Annotated in this window: 13 protein-coding genes, 1 tRNA gene and 3 rRNA genes; 3 read left to right on the top strand and 14 right to left on the bottom strand. The window is 66.3% G+C overall.

Annotated elements, in window-relative coordinates; translation table 11 throughout:
- The first annotated feature begins 145 nt into the window (after positions 1–145).
- The gene (locus tag EJ357_RS33910) at positions 146–2,896 is read left to right on the top strand and encodes a SpoIIE family protein phosphatase (protein ID WP_126395505.1); all 2,751 of its coding nucleotides are present in this window, start codon (positions 146–148) and stop codon (positions 2,894–2,896) included.
- Positions 2,897–2,957: 61 nt separating this feature from the next.
- On the opposite strand, the gene EJ357_RS33905 is transcribed toward EJ357_RS33910, so the two are convergent.
- The 8 genes from EJ357_RS33905 to thyX all read right to left on the bottom strand — a co-directional run bounded on the left by EJ357_RS33905 (position 2,958) and on the right by thyX (position 13,286).
- Positions 2,958–3,033: transfer RNA gene (locus tag EJ357_RS33905), tRNA-Thr, on the bottom strand.
- Positions 3,034–3,110: 77 nt separating this feature from the next.
- Positions 3,111–3,773 carry a DegT/DnrJ/EryC1/StrS family aminotransferase gene (locus EJ357_RS33900; RefSeq protein WP_126395504.1) on the bottom strand — a complete coding sequence of 221 codons (663 nt, stop codon included), beginning with the start codon at positions 3,771–3,773 and terminating at the stop codon, positions 3,111–3,113.
- A 113-nt stretch (positions 3,774–3,886) separates the two neighbouring features.
- Positions 3,887–4,003 (bottom strand): 5S ribosomal RNA (gene rrf, locus EJ357_RS33895).
- A gap of 93 nt (positions 4,004–4,096) precedes the next feature.
- A 23S ribosomal RNA gene (locus EJ357_RS33890) occupies positions 4,097–7,218 on the bottom strand.
- Positions 7,219–7,537: 319 nt separating this feature from the next.
- A 16S ribosomal RNA gene (locus EJ357_RS33885) occupies positions 7,538–9,063 on the bottom strand.
- Together the 16S, 23S and 5S rRNA genes form the textbook arrangement of a ribosomal RNA operon.
- A gap of 506 nt (positions 9,064–9,569) precedes the next feature.
- On the bottom strand, positions 9,570–11,255 hold the full coding sequence (locus EJ357_RS33875; protein WP_126395503.1) for a ribonuclease J: 1,686 nt from the start codon (positions 11,253–11,255) through the stop codon (positions 9,570–9,572).
- 157 nt (positions 11,256–11,412) lie between these two features.
- Entirely contained in the window at positions 11,413–12,312 is a 900-nt protein-coding gene (gene dapA / locus EJ357_RS33870) for a 4-hydroxy-tetrahydrodipicolinate synthase (RefSeq protein ID WP_126395502.1), read from the bottom strand.
- Between the two features lie 233 nt (positions 12,313–12,545).
- On the bottom strand, positions 12,546–13,286 hold the full coding sequence (thyX, locus tag EJ357_RS33865; protein WP_126395501.1) for an FAD-dependent thymidylate synthase: 741 nt from the start codon (positions 13,284–13,286) through the stop codon (positions 12,546–12,548).
- Positions 13,287–13,486: 200 nt separating this feature from the next.
- On the opposite strand from thyX, the gene EJ357_RS33860 reads away from it, so the two are divergent.
- Together EJ357_RS33860 and EJ357_RS33855 are read left to right on the top strand one after the other, a co-directional pair.
- Positions 13,487–13,723: a hypothetical protein gene (locus EJ357_RS33860; RefSeq protein ID WP_126395500.1), complete on the top strand. Its 237-nt coding sequence runs from the start codon at positions 13,487–13,489 to the stop codon at positions 13,721–13,723.
- Positions 13,724–13,813: 90 nt separating this feature from the next.
- Positions 13,814–14,368, top strand: coding sequence for a hypothetical protein (locus EJ357_RS33855; protein WP_126395499.1), 555 nt, complete (start codon positions 13,814–13,816; stop codon positions 14,366–14,368).
- A 91-nt stretch (positions 14,369–14,459) separates the two neighbouring features.
- Here the strand turns inward: EJ357_RS33855 and EJ357_RS33850 are convergent, their stop codons facing one another.
- The 6 genes from EJ357_RS33850 to eccD all read right to left on the bottom strand — a co-directional run bounded on the left by EJ357_RS33850 (position 14,460) and on the right by eccD (position 21,729).
- Entirely contained in the window at positions 14,460–14,912 is a 453-nt protein-coding gene (locus EJ357_RS33850; protein WP_126395498.1) for a tetratricopeptide repeat protein, read from the bottom strand.
- A 14-nt stretch (positions 14,913–14,926) separates the two neighbouring features.
- Positions 14,927–15,679 carry a 4-hydroxy-tetrahydrodipicolinate reductase gene (dapB, locus tag EJ357_RS33845; protein ID WP_126395497.1) on the bottom strand — a complete coding sequence of 251 codons (753 nt, stop codon included), beginning with the start codon at positions 15,677–15,679 and terminating at the stop codon, positions 14,927–14,929.
- Positions 15,680–15,729: 50 nt separating this feature from the next.
- Positions 15,730–17,109, bottom strand: a complete 1,380-nt coding sequence (locus EJ357_RS33840) for a M16 family metallopeptidase (RefSeq protein WP_126395496.1) — start codon at positions 17,107–17,109, stop codon at positions 15,730–15,732.
- Positions 17,106–19,328 (bottom strand): polyribonucleotide nucleotidyltransferase, encoded by a 2,223-nt coding sequence (locus EJ357_RS33835; RefSeq protein ID WP_126395495.1) that lies wholly within the window; start codon positions 19,326–19,328, stop codon positions 17,106–17,108. Before EJ357_RS33835 ends, EJ357_RS33840 begins: the two co-directional genes overlap by 4 nt.
- A 372-nt stretch (positions 19,329–19,700) precedes the next feature.
- Positions 19,701–19,988 carry a 30S ribosomal protein S15 gene (gene rpsO, locus EJ357_RS33830; RefSeq protein WP_033529274.1) on the bottom strand — a complete coding sequence of 96 codons (288 nt, stop codon included), beginning with the start codon at positions 19,986–19,988 and terminating at the stop codon, positions 19,701–19,703.
- A 277-nt stretch (positions 19,989–20,265) separates the two neighbouring features.
- On the bottom strand, positions 20,266–21,729 hold the full coding sequence (gene eccD, locus EJ357_RS33825; RefSeq protein ID WP_267132816.1) for a type VII secretion integral membrane protein EccD: 1,464 nt from the start codon (positions 21,727–21,729) through the stop codon (positions 20,266–20,268).
- Between the last annotated feature and the right edge of the window lie 58 nt (positions 21,730–21,787).

Here is a 21,787-nt window from a genome sequence, read left to right as displayed (position 1 = left end):
CCTCCGGACGGAAACACTGCAGACCGGCATCCGCATGGACGGCGAAGGTAAGTAACCTTGCATGCGGCTGTCCAGCCGCGCCGGTCCCGTCCGGCCTGGGCGGTGGCAGGAGGAGTACGAGCGGGTATCGGAGGGGCAGCCGGACATGACCACCGGACTGATCCCGGGGGGACCATCCCCGGACCGGCCGACGGGCGCGCAGATGCCGCACCAGCGGCGCGACCCGGTCGGCCACGGGGTCCTGCACGTCGACAACCGGACGAGGAGTTCTGTGATCACCGCGCGCGCGGCAGCCAGCTTCGATCCCGTCGGGCGATCGGTCGCGAGCGCCCGCTCCTTCGTCCGCGACACCCTCCAGGGGTGGGGCTTCGCCGACATCGTCGACGACGCCGTAGTCCTCACCAGTGAACTGGTGACCAACGCCGTCGTGCACGCGGGCACGTCAGCGGACGTCCTGTGTCTGCGCAGTGACGACGGTGTACGGATCGAGGTGGCCGACCGGTATCCGGAACGCGAGATCCCCCTCCAGGGCTCGCCCGTCAACATGGGCAGCCCCGACCGCGAGGGCGGCCGCGGCCTCCAGCTCTGCGCCGCTCTGGCCGGCCGCTGGGGTGTCGAGTACACGCCGACCCACAAGCAGGTCTGGTTCCAACTCGATCTCCCCGAGCGCCCGGTGGGCACCCGCGCCGCGGGCCCGTCCCTGCCCTCCGACCTCCTCCCGCTCGCCGACGGCCGCGTCCGCGTCGCCGTGGTCCAGATCGACCGTACGGGCGCCATCGCGTCCTGGAACGAGGACGCGGAGGATCTCTTCGGCTATGCGGCCGAGCAGGTCATCGGCAAGCCCCTCACCGACCTCGCGGCCTGGCCGCACACACCGGGCACCAGCACCGGCATCGCGGAGGCGCTCCAACTCTCCCGCTGGGAGGGCAGCTACGGCATAAGGGGCGCCAACGGCCGCGTCACACCGGTGTACGCCTCCCACCTCCGCGTCCGCGACACCGGCGGCGAACCGTCCACGGTCTGCCTCCTGGTCCGCGACCACGAACGCGCCGTCCTGCAGACCCCGTTGCGCGTCCCGTCCTCCGACGCCGCCGCGACCGGCGAGGCCCAGAGCACCGACCCCTTCGAGGTGTTCATCGGCTCCCCCGCCCCGGACGACCTCGACGGCCTCCTCCAGCGCACGGTGGAGCGCGCCCGCGACATGCTCGACGGCGACTCCGCGTTCCTGCTGCTGGCGACCGACGACGAAACGGAGCTGGAGGTCCGCGCCTCGACCGGCCTGCCCTCCGCACGCCAGCGCTTCGCGCGCGTGCCCGTGGAAGCGGGACCCGGCCGCTACGGCTCGGCCCGCATGCCGTCGGTCCACGAGGACCTCACGATGGTCCCCGGCGCCGTACCCCTGCTGAGCGGCACCGGCATGCGCTCGGTCGTCACGGTCCCGCTGAAGGTCGAGGGCCGCCTCACCGGCTCCCTCGGCGTCGCCGCCGAAGCGCCCAACAGATACTCCAACGAGGAGGCCCTGCGCCTCCAGTTCGCCGCCGACCGCATCGCGCTGGCGGTGGAGTCGGCCCGCCTCGGCGAACTCGAACGCCTGCGCCGAGGCTCCCTCAGCTTCCTCGTCGAGGCCTCCGACCTGCTCGCCGGCACCCTGGACCGCGACCAGACCCTGGCCCTGATGGCCCAGATGACGGTCCCGACTCTGGCCACCTGGTGCGCGGTCTACACGATCGCCGACCAGGCCTCGGAACCGTATCTGTCGTACGTCCTGCACGAGGACGAGGAACTCATCGACGGCATCAAGTCGTTGCTCTCGAAGATCCCCCCGCCGGACCCGGTCCCCACCCCCGGCGCCCGCGTCTGGTCGGCCCCCGCCCAGTCGGCCCACCAGGCGGCCCTGCGCACCTCCATGCGAAGCCTGGGCCTGGGCCAGCCCATCGGCCGCATCAGCGCGGGCATCGGCCCCACCCTCGCCACCGCGTCCGCGGTGGGCGGCGAGACGGTCGTTCTGCCGCTGGTGGCCCGCAACCGCGTCATCGGCATGTTGACGCTGGGCAAGCCGACGGACGAACACTTCCGCCAGGAAATCCTGGAACTGGCCGAGGACTTGAGCCGCCGAGCCGCCCTGGCCCTGGACAACGCCCGCCTCTACTCCGAGCGCACGGCCATCAGCCAGTCCCTCCAGCGCAGCCTCCTGCCGCCCGAGCTCCCCGAGATCGACGGCGTCGAGGTCGAGGTCATCTACCGCGCGGCCGGCGAGGGCAACGAGGTCGGCGGCGACTTCTACGACCTCTTCCCGATCAGCGACGGCGCCTACGGCTTCGCCATCGGCGACGTCTGCGGTACGGGCCCGAACGCGGCTGCGGTCACGGGCCTGGCCCGGCACGCCCTCCGGCTCCTGGCCCGCGAGGGCCTGAGCGGCCCGGCGGTACTGGAGCGCCTGAACTCCGCGATCCTCGACGAGGGCGCCCGCAGCCGCTTCCTGACGCTCCTCTACGGCGAGTTGCGGCCGCAGGAGGACGGCAGCGCGGAACTGAAGGTGGTCTGCGCCGGCCACCCCCTCCCCCTCCGCCTGCGCCAGGACGGCACGGTCGAACCGGCCGCCGAACCCCAGCCGCTCCTCGGCGTCATGGAGGACCTCGAGCTGTACGAGCAGACGGTCACCCTCGACCCCGGCGACGTCCTCCTGTGCGTCACCGACGGTGTCACCGAACGCCGCGAAGGCACCCGCATGCTGGGCGACGACGGCCTCACCGACGTCCTCACCACCTGCACGGGCCTGACGGCCGGCGCGGTGGCGGCCCGCATCATGCGCGCGGTCGAACGCTTCGCCTCGGACGCCCCGTCCGACGACATGGCCATCCTCGCAATGCGCGTGCCAGGCATCCACAAGGACTGAGGAAGGAACTGACAGAAGGGCATGAAAAAGGCCCCGCCCAAATGGGCGGGGCCTTTCTGTCTGGAGCCCCCAAACGGAATCGAACCGTTGACCTTCTCCTTACCATGGAGACGCTCTGCCGACTGAGCTATAGGGGCTTGCTACCTTTTGCGAAGTTTCCCTCGCGGCAACGGAATAGATCATACCCCGAACACACCCGTGCTCCAAAACCCGCTCAGAAGGCAGGCTGGAGCAGTCCTCCGAGCGCGTTGCAGGCAGACACGATCCGCTGCATCTCCCTCTTGGTCAGAGAGGCGTCAACAGGAAGAGCCAACGTTTCATCAGCTGCCCGCTCGGTCTCCGGCAGGGACACACACCGCCGGAATTCCGGCAGCCGATGCACGGGCGTCTTCACCGGCACCCGACACTCAACCCCCCTGGCCCGAACGGCCCGAGCGAAAGCGTCGCGATCCGGCCGCCCGTTCCCCGGGACGCGCACGACGTACTGCTGATAGGTGTGCCCATCACCGCCATCGGGCGTGAGCACGCCCTTCAACTTCGCATCCAGATACGACGCCCGCTGCCGCCGCTGAGCAATCTCGTCGTACGGAGCCTCCGACTCGCCCTGCTCCAGCACCAGCAACCCATGCCGCTGCCCGATCTCGTGCAACCGCGCGATGTCGGCAGACCGACCGAAGCGGTGTACGGCGACAACCGCCGCCGTCCGCGGGGTGACGGCCGCCTCGACGGCGACAGCGTCCACGCAGTAGGTCACCCGGTCTATGTCGGCGAACACCGGCAGTGCCCCGGCCAGGACCACGGCCTCGGCGACTTCGACGTTCCCGAAGGCCGGTACGACAACCTCATCACCGACACCGACGCCGGCAGCCCTGAGCATTGCAGCAGTACCCATGTGGGGGATGTTGGTTGCGGAACGTGAACTTCAGGTGACGCACAACAAAAAAGGGTTGGACCCGGAACCGAAGTTCCGGGTCCAACCCGATAAAAGGAGTTCGGCGGCGTCCTACTCTCCCACAGGGTCCCCCCTGCAGTACCATCGGCGCTGTAAGGCTTAGCTTCCGGGTTCGGAATGTAACCGGGCGTTTCCCTCACGCTATAACCACCGAAACACTATGAAACTGTCAAACATGCCGCACCACGCTCCATGGGAACGTGGGGCCGTTCGTGGTTTCAGAACCAACACAGTGGACGCGAGCAACTGAGGACAAGCCCTCGGCCTATTAGTACCGGTCACCTCCACACCTCACGGTGCTTCCAGATCCGGCCTATCAACCCAGTCGTCTACTGGGAGCCTTACCCCATCAAGTGGGTGGGAGTCCTCATCTCGAAGCAGGCTTCCCGCTTAGATGCTTTCAGCGGTTATCCCTCCCGAACGTAGCCAACCAGCCATGCCCTTGGCAGAACAACTGGCACACCAGAGGTTCGTCCGTCCCGGTCCTCTCGTACTAGGGACAGCCCTTCTCAAGACTCCTACGCGCACAGCGGATAGGGACCGAACTGTCTCACGACGTTCTAAACCCAGCTCGCGTACCGCTTTAATGGGCGAACAGCCCAACCCTTGGGACCGACTCCAGCCCCAGGATGCGACGAGCCGACATCGAGGTGCCAAACCATCCCGTCGATATGGACTCTTGGGGAAGATCAGCCTGTTATCCCCGGGGTACCTTTTATCCGTTGAGCGACGGCGCTTCCACAAGCCACCGCCGGATCACTAGTCCCGACTTTCGTCCCTGCTCGACCCGTCGGTCTCACAGTCAAGCTCCCTTGTGCACTTACACTCAACACCTGATTGCCAACCAGGCTGAGGGAACCTTTGGGCGCCTCCGTTACCCTTTAGGAGGCAACCGCCCCAGTTAAACTACCCATCAGACACTGTCCCTGATCCGGATCACGGACCCAGGTTAGACATCCAGCACGACCAGAGTGGTATTTCAACGACGACTCCACGAACACTGGCGTGCCCGCTTCACAGTCTCCCACCTATCCTACACAAGCCGAACCGAACACCAATATCAAACTGTAGTAAAGGTCCCGGGGTCTTTCCGTCCTGCTGCGCGAAACGAGCATCTTTACTCGTAGTGCAATTTCACCGGGCCTATGGTTGAGACAGTCGAGAAGTCGTTACGCCATTCGTGCAGGTCGGAACTTACCCGACAAGGAATTTCGCTACCTTAGGATGGTTATAGTTACCACCGCCGTTTACTGGCGCTTAAGTTCTCAGCTTCGCCACCCCGAAGAATGACTAACCGGTCCCCTTAACGTTCCAGCACCGGGCAGGCGTCAGTCCGTATACATCGCCTTACGGCTTCGCACGGACCTGTGTTTTTAGTAAACAGTCGCTTCTCGCTGGTCTCTGCGGCCACCCCCAGCTCAAGCAGCAAGTGCCATCACCAGGTGTGGCCCCCCTTCTCCCGAAGTTACGGGGGCATTTTGCCGAGTTCCTTAACCATAGTTCACCCGAACGCCTCGGTATTCTCTACCTGACCACCTGAGTCGGTTTAGGGTACGGGCCGCCATGAAACTCGCTAGAGGCTTTTCTCGACAGCATAGGATCATCCACTTCACCACAATCGGCTCGGCATCAGGTCTCAGCCTTAACGGTGTGCGGATTTACCTACACACCGGCCTACACCCTTACCCCGGGACAACCACCGCCCGGGCTGGACTACCTTCCTGCGTCACCCCATCACTCACCTACTACAAGTCTGGTCCGTCGGCTCCACCACTCCCCTTTGCCCGAAGGCTCCAGGGCGGCTTCACGGACTTAGCATCGCCTGGTTCGATGTTTGACGCTTCACAGCGGGTACCGGAATATCAACCGGTTATCCATCGACTACGCCTGTCGGCCTCGCCTTAGGTCCCGACTTACCCTGGGCAGATCAGCTTGACCCAGGAACCCTTAGTCAATCGGCGCACACGTTTCTCACGTGTGAATCGCTACTCATGCCTGCATTCTCACTCGTGAACCGTCCACCACTGCCTTCCGGCGCGGCTTCACCCGGCACACGACGCTCCCCTACCCATCACGATCCCCGTTGGGGGTATATATCGCAATGACACGACTTCGGCGGTACGCTTGAGCCCCGCTACATTGTCGGCGCGGAATCACTAGACCAGTGAGCTATTACGCACTCTTTCAAGGGTGGCTGCTTCTAAGCCAACCTCCTGGTTGTCTCTGCGACTCCACATCCTTTCCCACTTAGCGTACGCTTAGGGGCCTTAGTCGATGCTCTGGGCTGTTTCCCTCTCGACCATGGAGCTTATCCCCCACAGTCTCACTGCCGCGCTCTCACTTACCGGCATTCGGAGTTTGGCTAAGGTCAGTAACCCGGTAGGGCCCATCGCCTATCCAGTGCTCTACCTCCGGCAAGAAACACACGACGCTGCACCTAAATGCATTTCGGGGAGAACCAGCTATCACGGAGTTTGATTGGCCTTTCACCCCTAACCACAGGTCATCCCCCAGGTTTTCAACCCTGGTGGGTTCGGTCCTCCACGAAGTCTTACCTCCGCTTCAACCTGCCCATGGCTAGATCACTCCGCTTCGGGTCTTGAGCGCGCTACTAAATCGCCCTGTTCGGACTCGCTTTCGCTACGGCTTCCCCACACGGGTTAACCTCGCAACACACCGCAAACTCGCAGGCTCATTCTTCAAAAGGCACGCAGTCACGAGATACGTGCAAGCACGTATCCGACGCTCCCACGGCTTGTAGGCACACGGTTTCAGGTACTATTTCACTCCCCTCCCGGGGTACTTTTCACCATTCCCTCACGGTACTATCCGCTATCGGTCACCAGGGAATATTTAGGCTTAGCGGGTGGTCCCGCCAGATTCACACGGGATTTCTCGGGCCCCGTGCTACTTGGGTGTCTCTCAAACGAGCCGCTGACGTTTCGACTACGGGGGTCTTACCCTCTACGCCGGACCTTTCGCATGTCCTTCGCCTACATCAACGGTTTCTGACTCGTCCTGTCGCCGGCAGACGACAGAAGAGAGATCCCACAACCCCGCATACGCAACCCCTGCCGGGTCTCACACGTATACGGTTTAGCCTCATCCAGTTTCGCTCGCCACTACTCCCGGAATCACGGTTGTTTTCTCTTCCTGCGGGTACTGAGATGTTTCACTTCCCCGCGTTCCCTCCACATACCCTATGTGTTCAGGTATGGGTGACAGCCCATGACGACTGCCGGGTTTCCCCATTCGGAAACCCCCGGATCAAAGCCTGGTTGACGACTCCCCGGGGACTATCGTGGCCTCCCACGTCCTTCATCGGTTCCTGGTGCCAAGGCATCCACCGTGCGCCCTTAAAAACTTGGCCACAGATGCTCGCGTCCACTGTGCAGTTCTCAAACAACGACCAGCCACCCATCACCCCGAACCAACAGATCCGAGTGCACTGGGGCCGGCATCGAAGGCTTCCCGGCCTCACGGCCGTACCCTCAGACACCCAACAGCGTGCCCGACACACTCCCCGCTCCCCTCAACGTTCCACGCTCCGAAGAGCAGTACTAGAAGGAGAAGACGACCGAGTGTGCCGAATAATCAACGTTCCACCCATGAGCAACCAGCATCAGACATTCGCTGATGTACTGGCCTCTGACCTCGCCCCGAAGAGCTCGGTAAGAAGTGCTCCTTAGAAAGGAGGTGATCCAGCCGCACCTTCCGGTACGGCTACCTTGTTACGACTTCGTCCCAATCGCCAGTCCCACCTTCGACAGCTCCCTCCCACAAGGGGTTGGGCCACCGGCTTCGGGTGTTACCGACTTTCGTGACGTGACGGGCGGTGTGTACAAGGCCCGGGAACGTATTCACCGCAGCAATGCTGATCTGCGATTACTAGCAACTCCGACTTCATGGGGTCGAGTTGCAGACCCCAATCCGAACTGAGACCGGCTTTTTGAGATTCGCTCCACCTCACGGTTTCGCAGCTCATTGTACCGGCCATTGTAGCACGTGTGCAGCCCAAGACATAAGGGGCATGATGACTTGACGTCGTCCCCACCTTCCTCCGAGTTGACCCCGGCGGTCTCCTGTGAGTCCCCATCACCCCGAAGGGCATGCTGGCAACACAGGACAAGGGTTGCGCTCGTTGCGGGACTTAACCCAACATCTCACGACACGAGCTGACGACAGCCATGCACCACCTGTACACCGACCACAAGGGGGCGACCATCTCTGGCCGTTTCCGGTGTATGTCAAGCCTTGGTAAGGTTCTTCGCGTTGCGTCGAATTAAGCCACATGCTCCGCTGCTTGTGCGGGCCCCCGTCAATTCCTTTGAGTTTTAGCCTTGCGGCCGTACTCCCCAGGCGGGGAACTTAATGCGTTAGCTGCGGCACCGACGACGTGGAATGTCGCCAACACCTAGTTCCCACCGTTTACGGCGTGGACTACCAGGGTATCTAATCCTGTTCGCTCCCCACGCTTTCGCTCCTCAGCGTCAGTAATGGCCCAGAGATCCGCCTTCGCCACCGGTGTTCCTCCTGATATCTGCGCATTTCACCGCTACACCAGGAATTCCGATCTCCCCTACCACACTCTAGCTAGCCCGTATCGAATGCAGACCCGGGGTTAAGCCCCGGGCTTTCACACCCGACGTGACAAGCCGCCTACGAGCTCTTTACGCCCAATAATTCCGGACAACGCTTGCGCCCTACGTATTACCGCGGCTGCTGGCACGTAGTTAGCCGGCGCTTCTTCTGCAGGTACCGTCACTTTCGCTTCTTCCCTGCTGAAAGAGGTTTACAACCCGAAGGCCGTCATCCCTCACGCGGCGTCGCTGCATCAGGCTTTCGCCCATTGTGCAATATTCCCCACTGCTGCCTCCCGTAGGAGTCTGGGCCGTGTCTCAGTCCCAGTGTGGCCGGTCGCCCTCTCAGGCCGGCTACCCGTCGTCGCCTTGGTGAGCCATTACCTCACCAACAAGCTGATAGGCCGCGGGCTCATCCTTCACCGCCGGAGCTTTCAACCCTCACAGATGCCTGCGAGAGTGGTATCCGGTATTAGACCCCGTTTCCAGGGCTTGTCCCAGAGTGAAGGGCAGATTGCCCACGTGTTACTCACCCGTTCGCCACTAATCCCCACCGAAGTGGTTCATCGTTCGACTTGCATGTGTTAAGCACGCCGCCAGCGTTCGTCCTGAGCCAGGATCAAACTCTCCGTGAATGTTTTCCCGTAATCGGGACGACACATCACGAGAGCGGAACAGTCGAGCGGAATAGGCCCGACCGTTCACAGCGTCCTCGCTGTGTTTTTTCAAAGGAACCTCGTCCCGACCGTGATGGCCGGAGACGGGGTATCAACATATCTGGCGTTGATTTTTGGCACGCTGTTGAGTTCTCAAGGAACGGACGCTTCCTTTGTACTCACCCTCTCGGGCTTTCCTCCGGGCGCTTCCCTTCGGTCTTGCGTTTCCGACTCTATCAGATCTTTTCTCGATCCGATTTCCTCGGTGCTTTCCAGGTTTCCGCTCTCGCGTTTCCCTTTCCGGCGGTTCCGACTTTATCAGAGATTCTGAGTCGGAATTCCCGCCCCCTGCGGGAGCTGGTTCCGGCGCACGAAGCTGCCGGGTTCCCGTTCAGGCGGAGCCGTAAACGTACTGGAGCGGGGCGCCTCGATGCAAATCGAGGCGCCCCGCTCCGGGTTCACGTGGTCGAGCGTCCGACGGACCGTCAGACCTCCACCACCACAGGCAGGATCATCGGCCTGCGGCGGTAGGTGTCCGAGACCCACTTGCCCAGGGTCCGGCGTACCAGCTGCTGGAGCTGGTGGGGTTCGACCACGCCGTCCTGGGCCGACCGCTCCAGCACCTCCGTGATCCTCGGGACGACGTCCCCGAAGGCGGAGTCCTCGATGCCGGAGCCACGGGCCTGGATGTGCGGGCCACCCGTGATCTTGCCGGTGGAGGAGTCCACCACCACGAAGACCGAGATGATGCCCTCGTCGCCGAGGATCTTGCGGTCCTTCAGGGCCGGCTCGCCGACGTCGCCGACCGAGAGGCCGTCGACGTACACGTATCCCGCCTGGACCTTGCCGGAGATCTTGGCCTTGCCCTCGATGAGGTCGACGGCGACGCCGTCCTCGGCGATGACGATGCGGTCGTGCGGGACGCCGGTCAGGGCGCCCAGTTCTGCGTTGGCGCGCAGGTGGCGCCATTCGCCGTGCACCGGCATCAGGTTCTTCGGGCGGCAGATGTTGTAGAAGTACAGCAGCTCGCCCGCTGACGCGTGGCCTGAGACGTGGACCTTCGCGTTGCCCTTGTGTACGACGTTCGCGCCCCAGCGGGTCAGGCCGTTGATGACGCGGTAGACCGCGTTCTCGTTGCCGGGGATGAGGGACGACGCCAGGATCACCGTGTCGCCGTGGACGATACGGATCTGGTGGTCGCGGTTGGCCATCCTTGACAGGGCTGCCATCGGTTCGCCCTGCGAACCCGTGCAGACCAGGACCACCTCGCTGTCCGGGAGGTCGTCCAGTGTCTTGACGTCCACGACCAGGCCCGGCGGGACCTTCAGGTAGCCCAGGTCCCGCGCGATGCCCATGTTGCGGACCATCGAGCGCCCGACGAAGGCGACCCGGCGGCCGTACTCGTGGGCCGCGTCGAGGATCTGCTGGATGCGGTGGATGTGGCTGGCGAAGCTGGCCACGATGATCCGCTTGCGGGCGCCCGCGAAGACCTGGCGCAGGACGTTGGAGATGTCGCGCTCGGGCGGAACGAACCCCGGGACCTCCGCGTTCGTGGAGTCGGAGAGGAGGAGGTCGATGCCTTCCTCGCTCAGCCGCGCGAACGCGTGCAGGTCGGTCAGGCGGTTGTCCAGCGGGAGCTGGTCCATCTTGAAGTCGCCCGTGTGGACCACCATGCCGGCCGGCGTGCGGATGGCGACCGCCAGGGCGTCCGGGATGGAGTGGTTGACCGCGACGAACTCGCAGTCGAAGGGGCCGATGCGCTCGCGGTTCCCCTCCGCCACCTCGAGGGTGTACGGGCGGATGCGGTGCTCCTGGAGCTTGGCCTCGATGAGGGCGAGGGTCAGCTTGGAGCCGATCAGCGGGATGTCCGGCTTCTCGCGGAGCAGGAAGGGGACGCCGCCGATGTGGTCCTCGTGGCCGTGCGTGAGGACGATGCCCTCGATGTCGTCGAGGCGGTCCCGGATGGACGAGAAGTCCGGCAGGATCAGGTCGATTCCGGGCTGCTCCTCCTCGGGGAAGAGCACTCCGCAGTCGACGATCAGCAGGCGGCCGCCGTACTCGAAGACCGTCATGTTTCGGCCGATTTCGCCGAGGCCGCCGAGTGGGGTGACCCGCAGGCCGCCTTCGGGGAGCGGCGGGGGCGAGCCGAGTTCAGGATGCGGATGACTCAAAAGACTCTCCTCACCACACGCGCCACGTACCGGTAGGGCACGTGGCGCGCGTGACGTTCGTGCAGAAGCAGTTGTCATTGTGTGTAGTGCGCAGGCACCGGTGGCCCGCTTATTCAGTTGTGGAGTCTGCTGCGCGCCGGGCGCGCCAAGTCTGTTGTCAGAGCTGTACCCCGCCTGCGGCAAGATCGATCTTGAGCTGCTCGATCTCCTCGGGCGAGCACTCGGCCATGGGCGCGCGCAGGGGGCCGGCGGGCAGGCCCTGGAGGGCGAGCGCGGCCTTCGTCGTCATGACGCCCTGGGTGCGGAACATGCCGGTGTAGACCGGGAGCAGCTTCTGGTGGATCTCGGTGGCCTTCTGGACGTCGCCGGAGGTGTACGCCTCGACGAGCGCGCGCAGGTCGGGGGTGACCAGGTGGCCGACGACGGAGACGAAGCCGACCGCGCCCACGGAGAGCAGCGGCAGGTTCAGCATGTCGTCGCCTGAGTACCAGGCGAGGCCGGAGCGGGCGATGGCCCAGCTGGCGCGGCCGAGGTCGCCCTTGGCGTCCTTGTTGGCGACGATCCGCGGGTGCTCGGCGAGGCGGACGATCGTCTCGGTGTTGATCGGGACGCCGCTGCGGCCGGGGATGTCGTAGAGCATGACCGGCAGCTCGGTGGCGTCGGCGATGGCCTTGAAGTGCCGGTACAGGCCCTCCTGCGGGGGCTTGTTGTAGTACGGCGTGACGACGAGGAGGCCGTGGGCGCCCACCTGTTCCGCCGTGCGCGCGAGCTCGAGGCTGTGGCGGGTGTCGTTGGTACCGACTCCGGCGACGACGTGGGCCCGGTCGCCGACCGCCTCCAGTACGGCTCGTACGAGGTCCGATTTCTCCGCATCGCTGGTGGTGGGGGACTCGCCGGTGGTGCCGTTGATGATCAGGCCGTCGTTGCCTGCGTCCACCAGGTGCGTGGCGAGTCGCTGCGCGCCGTCGATGTCGAGTGCGCCGTCCGCCGTGAAGGGCGTGATCATGGCGGTGAGGACCCGCCCGAAGGGGGTCTGCGGAGTGGAGGTCGGAGCCATGGGTTACACGCTACTCGTTGCGCACGGCCAGGTCTGCCCTCGGGGGGTTCGGATAAGTCAGGACAAAGATGGAGCCCGGCACTGCCTGCTCGGGGGTTCAAGCAGTGCCGGGTCCGTTTGATCAGGCTAGATGAACTTCACTAAATGCCGCAATACGGACACCTCATGAGGCTGGTCCATGCGCCTGGGGTCGACCGTGGAACGGATGTGCCCGGCCGGGGAACGCCGGTGCGTTACGGCGCCACGCGGCCGTTCGCGTTGAAGGCGGCGTGCGTCAGCGGCATGAGCTTGGCCCACTGCGCCTCCATCTGCTCGCCGACCATCTCGATCTCCCGCTGCGGGAAGGACGGGACCTTGGCGAGTTCGTGCTGGGTGCGCAGGCCGAGGAAGTGCATCAGCGAGCGGGCGTTGCAGGTGGCGTACATCGAGGAGAACAGGCCGACGGGGAGGACCGAGCGGGCGACCTCGCGGGCGACGCCGGCGGCGAGCATCTCCTGGTAGGCCTCGTACGACTGCCGGTACGAGTCCTCCATGACGCGGCCGACCAGCTCCTGCTGGGCCTGGGTGCCCTCCACGAAGACGTACTTGCCCGGGCGGCCCTCCTGGACCAGCTTGCGGGACTCGTCGGGGACGTAGAAGACGGGCTGGAGCTCGCGGTAGCGGCCGCTCTCCTCGTTGTACGACCAGCCCACGCGGTGGCGCATGAACTCGCGGAAGACGAAGATCGGGGCGCTGATGAAGAACGTCATCGAGTTGTGCTCGAACGGGCTGCCGTGCCGGTCCCGCATCAGGTAGTTGATCAGGCCCTTGGAGCGCTCGGGGTCCTTCTGCAGCTCCTCCAGGGACTGCTCGCCGGCGGTGGAGACGCGGGCGGCCCACAGCACGTCGGAGTCGGCCGCGCTGTGCTTGACCAGCTCGACGGTGACTTCGCTGCGGAAGCTGGGCTTGAGGTCGTCGGCGGGGGTGTCGGTCACGGCTCGGAGGGTCCTTCCATCACTTCGCTGGGCGGCGCCCACTCTACGGGTCGGCACTGACAACAGGGCGTTCGGTGCCGGGTCGCGACATACGTCGGCGAATTTCTGTGAATTCGGTGAAACCGGGCACCATTTGGGGCACTCGCTCGTCTGTGTTGATGACGGTCACCCATACGATCCCGAGAGGAGACGACCTCCCGATGTTCCGTCGGCGCGAGCCCGTTCCCTTCGCCTTCCTCGCCGAAGCCGACCGATTCCGCAGCAATGTCGCTCCCCCGCCCCGTGAGCGGGCGTCCATCGGTCAGATCGCCGGACGCTGGCTGCTGGGCCTGACCATCGTCGCCGGGCTCGTGGGCTCGCTGGTGGTCGGCATGCCGGCGCTGTCTACCGACACCGGCGCGCAGACCCAGCAGTCGCAGGCGTCCCAGGGGCGCTGACTCCTTCGGCCCCCCAAAGGTGGTGAGGGGGCACCCGGGTCGATAACCTCACCGGGCACAGCCCATGCATGGATTGAGTGAGGACCAGCCGTGCCCCTGCCCTTCCTGACGGCCGACCGCACCTTCGAGGCGGCCGACGATGTCGCGTTGCCCTTCGAGGACCGTGAGCGCTGGCGGCGCCCCTACCGTCCCGGGCCGTGGCGGGTGGGCGTGGCGGCGCTGTGGTTGCTGCTCGCCTCGTACGTACTGTTCGCGGCGGTCATCATCGCCCTCACCGGCACGGTGACCGGGGCGGCCGTCGTCTTCGGCATCGCCCTGGCGATCATCACCGGCGCCCTGCGGCTGCTGCGCATGGGCGTGTGGGTGAGCGCGCACGGGCTGCGCCAGGTCGGCTTCCTGCTGACCCGTACGGCGCCCTGGGAGCAGGTCGTCGCCGTGCGGACGGTGCAGCAGCCCGTGCGCTGGCTGGGGTTGCCGCGCACGGTGCAGGGACAGGCGCTGTTGCTCGTACGCCGAGGTCGTGCGGCGGAGGACATGCCGGTGCTGATGACCACGCACAATGCCGACTTCCTGGGGCGGGTCACGGCGTTCGACCGGGCCGCCGACGCAGTCGAGGCGTGGGCCGCGGAGAACTCCCGCGGCTGAGGGTGAAGTGTATGCCGAAGGGGCCGGCCCGCGGTGAATGCGGGCCGGCCCCTTCGGCGTACGGCTGAGGAGTCGTGGCGGGACTCGGGGCTCAGGCCTCGACGGTCTTGCCGTCGTGCAGGGCGATCGCCCGCTGCATGGCCTTGCGGGCGCGTGGGGTGTCGCGGGCGTCGTGGTAGGCCACGGCCAGGCGGAACCAGCTGCGCCAGTCGTCGGGGGCGGCTTCCGTCTCGGCCTTGCGCTTGGCGAAGACCTCGTCGGCCGAGTCGCGGTCGATACGGCCGCTGGGCGTGCGCCTCAGCTCGTCGACGGGCAGGGCGCCCTCGGCGTCGAGTTCGGCGGCTAGGGAGTTGGCCTTGCGGACGAACTGGGTGTTCTTCCACAGGAACCAGAGCCCGATCACCGGCAGGATGAGCACCGCCACGCCGAAGGTGACGGTGAGGAGCGTGCCGGACTGGATGAGCATCACGCCACGGCTGCCGACCAGGACGAAGTAGACGACCAGGACGGCGGCCGTTATGGCGTAGGAGAGCTTCGCGCGCATCAGTGAGCCTCGTGTCAGCCGAGGTCCAGGAAGTGCTCCAGGCCGAAGGTCAGGCCCGGAGTGGTCACCACGCGGCGCGCGCCGAGCAGGATGCCCGGCATGAAGCTGCTGTGGTGGAGGGAGTCGTGGCGGATGGTGAGGGTCTCGCCCTCACCGCCGAGGAGGACCTCCTGGTGGGCCAGCAGGCCGCGCAGGCGGACGGAGTGGACGGGGACGCCGTCGACGTCCGCGCCGCGCGCGCCGTCCAGTGCCGTCTCCGTGGCGTCCGGCGCCGGGGCCGTGCCCGCCTCGGCGCGAGCCGAGGCGATGAGCTGGGCCGTGCGCGTGGCCGTACCGCTAGGGGCGTCGACCTTCTTCGGGTGGTGCAGCTCGACGACCTCCACCGACTCGAAGTAGGGCGCGGCGATCTGCGCGAACTTCATGTTCAGGACGGCCCCGATGGAGAAGTTCGGCGCGATGAGCACGCCCGTCTCCGGGGAGTCGGCCAGCCAGCCCTGCAGCTGCGCGAGGCGCTCGTCGGTCCAGCCCGTCGTACCGACGACCGCGTGGATGCCGCGGTTCACGCAGTAGTCGAGGTTGGCCATCACCGAATCCGGCGTGGTCAGTTCGACGACCACCTCGGCGCCCGTCTCCGCGAGGGTCTCCAGCTTGTCACCCCGGCTCAGGGCGGCGACCAGCTCCATGTCCTCGGCGGCCTCGACCGCCCGTACCGCCTCGGAGCCGATACGGCCCTTGGCGCCGAGGACCGCCACGCGCAGCTTGCTCATGTCTCTTGCTTCCTTACGTCGGATGTTCCGAGGTTCCGAGGGCGGACGGGTCAGGCGACGGCGTCGTTCAGCCGGGACGCCTGCTTGTCCTTCAGCGGGCCGATGACCGACAGCGAGGGCCGCTGGCCCAGGATGTCGCGGGCGACCGAGCGGACGTCGTCCGGGGTGACCGCCGCTATCCGGGCCAGCATGTCGTCGACGGACATCTGCTCGCCCCAGCACAGCTCACTCTTGCCGATGCGGTTCATGAGCGCACCGGTGTCCTCCAGGCCGAGGACCGTGGAACCGCGGAGCTGACCGATGGCGCGGCCGATCTCGTCGTCGGACAGGCCGTGCTCGGCGACGTGGTCGAGTTCGTCGCGGCAGATCTTCAGCACGTCGTGTACCTGCGAAGGCCGGCAGCCCGCGTACACACCGAACAGGCCGCAGTCGGCGAAGCCGGACGTGTACGAGTACACGCTGTAGGCCAGGCCCCGCTTCTCGCGGACCTCCTGGAACAGGCGGGACGACATGCCGCCGCCCAGCGCCGTGTTCAGCACGCCCAGCGCCCAGCGGCGATCGTCCGTGCGGGACAGGCCGGGCATGCCGAGGACGACATGGGCCTGCTCGGTCTTGCGGCCGATCAGCTCGACGCGGCCCGCGGTGCGCAGGGCGCGCCGGCCGTTGCGCGGAGCGATGGGGGCGGCGTCGCCGTTCTTGAAGGCGCCCGCCTTCTCGAAGGCGGCGCGGACCTGTCGTACGACCTTGTTGTGGTCGATGTTGCCGGCCGCCGCGACCACGAGGTGGGTCGGGTCGTAGTGCTTCTTGTAGAAGCGGCGGATGCGGTCGGCGGTGAGGGCGTTGACCGTGTCGACCGTGCCGAGGACAGGGCGGCCGAGGGGGTTGTCGCCGAACATGGTGTGCGCGAACAGGTCGTGCACGCAGTCGCCCGGGTCGTCCTCGGTCATGGCGATCTCTTCGAGGATCGCGCCCCGCTCGACGTTGACGTCCTCTTCGAGGATGAGCGAGCCGGTCAGCATGTCGCAGACGACGTCGATGGCGAGCGGCAGGTCGGTGTCGAGCACGCGCGCGTAGTAGCACGTGTACTCCTTGGCCGTGAACGCGTTCATCTCGCCGCCGACCGCGTCGATGGCGGACGAGATGTCCAGCGCCGACCTGCGGGTGGTGCCCTTGAAGAGCAGGTGCTCCAGGTAGTGCGTGGCGCCGTTCAGGGCCGGCGTCTCGTCACGGGACCCGACGTGCGCCCAGATGCCGAAGGTCGCCGAGCGGACCGAGGGCAGGGTCTCGGTGACGATGCGCAGGCCACCGGGGAGGGTGGTCTTGCGTACGGTGCCGATGCCGTTGGTGCCCTTGATCATGGTTTGGGTACGGGCGACGGCCCGCGCCTCCGAAGAGGTGCGGGCCGTCGCCGTGGAGCTACTCGACGTCACTTGTCGGTGTCGTCCTTCTTGTCCTCGGAGGCCTCTTCCTCGCCCTCGACCACGGGGACGAGCGAGAGCTTGCCGCGGGAGTCGATCTCGGCGATCTCGACCTGGACCTTCTGGCCCACACCGAGGACGTCCTCGACGTTCTCCACGCGCTTGCCGCCGGCCAGCTTGCGGATCTGCGAGATGTGCAGCAGACCGTCCTTGCCGGGGAGCAGGGAGACGAACGCACCGAAGGTGGTCGTCTTCACGACCGTGCCCAGGTAGCGCTCGCCGACCTCGGGCATCGTCGGGTTGGCGATGCCGTTGATCGTCGTACGGGCGGCCTCGGCGGCCGGGCCGTCGGCGGCACCGATGTAGATCGTGCCGTCGTCCTCGATCGTGATCTCGGCGCCCGTGTCCTCCTGGATCTGGTTGATCATCTTGCCCTTGGGGCCGATGACCTCGCCGATCTTGTCGACCGGGATCTTCACGGTGATGATCCGCGGCGCGTTCGGGGACATCTCGTCCGGCGTGTCGATCGCTTCCATCATCACGTCGAGGATGTGGAGGCGGGCGTCACGGGCCTGCTTCAGGGCGGCGGCCAGGACGGAGGCCGGGATGCCGTCCAGCTTGGTGTCGAGCTGGAGCGCGGTCACGAACTCCTTGGTACCCGCGACCTTGAAGTCCATGTCGCCGAAGGCGTCCTCCGCACCGAGGATGTCGGTGAGGGTGACGTAGTGCGTCTCGCCCTCGATCTCCTGGGAGATCAGGCCCATGGCGATACCGGCGACGGGGGCCTTCAGCGGCACACCGGCGTTCAGCAGCGACATGGTGGAGGCGCAGACCGAGCCCATGGACGTCGAGCCGTTGGAGCTCAGCGCCTCGGAGACCTGGCGGATCGCGTAGGGGAACTCCTCGCGCGTCGGCAGGACCGGTACGAGGGCGCGCTCGGCGAGGGCGCCGTGACCGATCTCGCGGCGCTTCGGGGAGCCGACGCGGCCGGTCTCGCCGGTGGAGTACGGCGGGAAGTTGTAGTTGTGCATGTAGCGCTTGCGGGTCACCGGGGAGAGGGTGTCCAGCTGCTGCTCCATGCGGAGCATGTTCAGGGTGGTGACGCCCAGGATCTGCGTCTCGCCACGCTCGAACACGGCGGAGCCGTGGACCCGCGGGATGGCCTCGACCTCGGCGGCCAGGGTGCGGATGTCGGTGACACCGCGGCCGTCGATGCGCTTCTTCTCCTTGATGACGCGCTCACGGACCAGGGTCTTGGTCAGCGAGCGGTACGCGGCGGAGATCTCCTTCTCGCGGCCCTCGAACTCCGGCAGGAGCTTCTCGGCGGCGAGCGCCTTGACGCGGTCCAGCTCGGACTCGCGCTCCTGCTTGCCGGCGATGGTCAGCGCGGAGGCGAGCTCCGGCTTGACGGCGGCGGTCAGCGCCTCCAGGACGTCGTCCTGGTAGTCGAGGAAGATCGGGAACTCGCCGGTCGGCTTGGCGGCCTTGGAGGCGAGGTCGGCCTGGGCCTTGCAAAGCACCTTGATGAAGGGCTTCGCGGCTTCCAGACCGGCGGCGACGACCTCCTCGGTGGGGGCCTCGGCGCCACCCTGGACCAGCTTGATGGTCCCCTCGGTGGCCTCGGCCTCGACCATCATGATCGCGACGTCGCCGTCCTCCAGAGTGCGGCCCGCGACGACCATGTCGAAGACGGCGTCCTCGAGCTCGGTGTGCGTCGGGAAGGCCACCCACTGGCCGCTGATCAGCGCGACGCGGACGCCGCCGATCGGGCCGGAGAAGGGCAGGCCGGCCAGCTGCGTGGACGCGGACGCGGCGTTGATCGCCACGACGTCGTACAGGTGGTCGGGGTTGAGCGCCATGATCGTGGCGACGACCTGGATCTCGTTGCGCAGGCCCTTCTTGAAGGACGGGCGCAGCGGGCGGTCGATCAGGCGGCAGGTGAGGATGGCGTCCTCGGAGGGACGGCCCTCACGGCGGAAGAAGCTGCCGGGGATCTTGCCGGCGGCGTACATCCGCTCCTCGACGTCCACCGTCAGCGGGAAGAAGTCGAGCTGGTCCTTGGGGTTCTTGGAGGCGGTGGTGGCCGACAGCACCATGGTGTCGTCGTCCAGGTACGCCACGGCGGAGCCGGCGGCCTGCTTGGCCAGGCGGCCCGTCTCGAAGCGGATGGTGCGGGTGCCGAAGGAGCCGTTGTCGATGACGGCCTCGGCGTAGTGGGTCTCGTTCTCCACTAGCGTTTTCTCCGTTACTTGTCGTCTTTTGTCCCGTCGCTGCCCGTGTGGCAGGGGGACGGTGGCGGAGAAGCGCTCCGTGCGGTGCGGGCCGGTCTTCGATCGAAGCACCCGGGGTCGCTTCCCCCGGGGGCCACTACCGAGGACCGGCGGCGGCTAGGTGCGCTTCTCCTCGTTCTGTACGTCGTTCCGTACGTCGTGCGGTACGACGTCCTGTACGCCGTACTGTGTCGTGCGTATTGCGTTGTGCTACCACACTACAAAGCGTGAGTGACACTCCGCATGTTTCCGCACGCACGGCAATACTTTCCGTACGTACGGCAAAGGGAGCGGCCCCCGATCGTCACGGGAACCGCTCCCCTTCACGGCGTCTTACTTGGCGCCCGCCGCACCGCGGCGGATGCCGAGGCGGTCGACCAGCGTACGGAAGCGCTGGATGTCCTTCTTGGCCAGGTACTGCAGCAGGCGGCGGCGCTGACCGACCAGGATCAGCAGACCACGACGGGAGTGGTGGTCGTGCTTGTGGGTCTTGAGGTGCTCGGTCAGGTCCGAGATACGACGCGAGAGCATCGCGACCTGGACCTCGGGGGAGCCGGTGTCGCCCTCCTTGGTACCGAACTCGCTGATGATCTGCTTCTTCGTAGCGGCGTCGAGCGACACGCGTACTCCTCATGTTCTGTGGTTGCCGCCGAGTGCCCCTGGTCTTCATCTCAGGGAAGCTTCCGTGACTCGGGAGGCGGGGATCCGCTGGGTGCAACCCCAGGTGAACCGGGGGCGCAAACACAAACGGCCGTTACACAGCGTACCAGCCCGGCGGCGCGGCCCCGACCGCGGTACGGCGGGGCGGGCACGCGTGATCGTCGTGGGGTGGGCACAGCACAGCGGCTGCCACCCTCGCAGGTGACAGCCGCTGTGCGCTGCTGGTGGACGACCGCTGTCAGCTGGTCATGCCCCGGGCGGCCGCGTACAGGTCGAGGACGGCCAGGCAGAGCGGGACGAGCGACAGCAGAACCGCTCCTTCGCTCAGGTCGAGCATGCGCCCCCAGAAGGGGGTCACGCCCTTGCGCGGGACGATCAGGGCGATGGACACCAGGAGCATGGCGGCCAGGGCCACCGCGGCGGAGAGCCAGATGGTGCGGATGTCCAGCGGGGCGCTGTTCTTGTTGTAGAGCAGTTCCTTCAGGATGTCGGCCGGCGGGTTCAGGGCGAGGCCGAGCACCAGCAGGCAGATCGTGATGATGCCGGAGACCATCAGGGTCACGACCTGGGAGGTGTACAGGAAGAGGCGGGCCCGCATCAGCAGGGCGAGGCCGGCCGCCAGCGACAGCAGCTGGGCCCAGCCGCTGGTGGAGAAGCCGAGCACCACACCCGCGGAGGCGACGCCGCCGACCGCGCAGCCGCCGACGAGGCCGAGCAGCAGCTCGTGGCCGCGGCGCGCCTGGTCGTTGATGACCTGGAAGTCGACGGGCTCCTGCTCCTGCTGGTCCTCGGAGCGTCCGCGCTTGGCGATCTGGTCGGGCGAGCGGAAGCCGATGGGGAGCTTGGCGAAGCGGGCGGACCAGCCGGGCAGGAAGCCGATGACGGCGATCATGACCACCGCGGTGACGGCGGCGGTCTCACGCGGCTCGGCCTCGGTGACGATCGCCAGGAAGGTGGCGAGGACGCCGACGCCGGCGGCGAACGCGGCGGCGATGAAGGGCGCGTCGTTCTGAGGCAGCATCAGGACGAGCAGCACCGAGGCGACGAGGACGACCGAAAGCCCGATGAGGAGGTGCAGCCGTCCGGGCCCCTCGCCGGCGGAGACGCCCACGATGCCCGAGCCGCCCACCATCAGGTGGGGCAGCGAGGCCAGGCCCAGGGCCGCCGCCGCGAGGTGGTCGTCGTAGACCCGCGCCCGTACGGCGGCGAGTGCGACGAGGACGACTCCGGTGACGCCGGCGATGATGCCCGGCAGGCCGTTCATGTCGTGGGCGATCGGCTCCGAGAACCACAGGGCCAGGGCCATCATGGTCAGCAGCAGCCCGCCGGCGACCAGTCCGACGCTGCGCATCATGCGGTCGTTCCAGCTGCGGCGGTCGGTCTCGACGGCGGAGGCCACGGCGTCCACGACGTCGTCGAAGACCGCCGGCGGCAGTGAGTCCGCGAACGGCCGCAGAAGCAGCAGTTCGCCGTCGCGGATTTGCAGTTCGGCGAGCGAGCGGCCGTCGTCGAGGACGGAGCCGTCCCTGCGAACCAAGTTGTACCCGGTGGGCGCGGCCTCCTCAGGCGTCTGCCCCGAAAGCCGGAGGATCTCCGGGTACACGTCAGAGAGCGGCACATCCTCGGGAAGTGCCACATCGATCCGGCTGTTCGGTGCCGCCACCGTGACTCTGCAGAATCCGGTTGCTGAAACCGTACTCACTGACGGTTCCCCCTCGTCCAGTACTCGGTGATTCGTCGCGGTTTGCCAGGGCGATTCC

Source organism: Streptomyces cyaneochromogenes, from assembly GCF_003963535.1.
In the GTDB taxonomy this organism is placed as follows: Bacteria; Actinomycetota; Actinomycetes; order Streptomycetales; family Streptomycetaceae; genus Streptomyces; species Streptomyces shaanxiensis.
Note: the sequence above shows the minus strand (reverse complement) of the source record. Positions and strands in the feature narration are given on the sequence as shown.

Coding starts and splice junctions, on each gene's coding strand:
- EJ357_RS33910 (WP_126395505.1), top strand. CDS start 146: ATGACCACCGGACTGATCCCGGGGGGACCATCCCCGGACCGGCCGACG.
- dapB (WP_126395497.1), bottom strand. CDS start 15,679: ATGAGCAAGCTGCGCGTGGCGGTCCTCGGCGCCAAGGGCCGTATCGGC.
- EJ357_RS33860 (WP_126395500.1), top strand. CDS start 13,487: ATGTTCCGTCGGCGCGAGCCCGTTCCCTTCGCCTTCCTCGCCGAAGCC.
- dapA (WP_126395502.1), bottom strand. CDS start 12,312: ATGGCTCCGACCTCCACTCCGCAGACCCCCTTCGGGCGGGTCCTCACC.
- EJ357_RS33900 (WP_126395504.1), bottom strand. CDS start 3,773: ATGCTCAGGGCTGCCGGCGTCGGTGTCGGTGATGAGGTTGTCGTACCG.
- EJ357_RS33850 (WP_126395498.1), bottom strand. CDS start 14,912: ATGCGCGCGAAGCTCTCCTACGCCATAACGGCCGCCGTCCTGGTCGTC.